Annotated in this window: 1 pseudogene; it reads left to right on the plus strand. The window is 64.1% G+C overall.

The features are described 5' to 3' along the window. Positions 1 to 11: 11 nt before the first annotated feature. Positions 12 to 231: pseudogene (locus tag ACQG3P_RS25035) on the plus strand (ATP-dependent Clp protease proteolytic subunit); the annotation flags it as partial.

Consider the following 231-nt stretch of genomic DNA (forward strand, 5'->3'; position numbering starts at 1 on the left):
TCAGCATCTAAATCAAATCGCCCGGTGGCGTTGTCACCGCCGGCATGGCTATCTACGACACCATGCAGTACATCAAGCCGGACGTGAGCACCATCTGCGTCGGACAGGCCGCCTCGATGGGTGCGCTGCTGCTGGCTTCCGGCGCGGCCGGCAAGCGTTACGCGCTGCAGAATTCGCGCGTGATGATCCACCAGCCGCTGGGCGGCTTCCAGGGCCAGGCCACGGATATCG

It is taken from the genome of Stenotrophomonas sp. SrG (assembly GCF_050031795.1).
GTDB classification, from domain to species: Bacteria; Pseudomonadota; Gammaproteobacteria; order Xanthomonadales; family Xanthomonadaceae; genus Stenotrophomonas; species Stenotrophomonas rhizophila_A.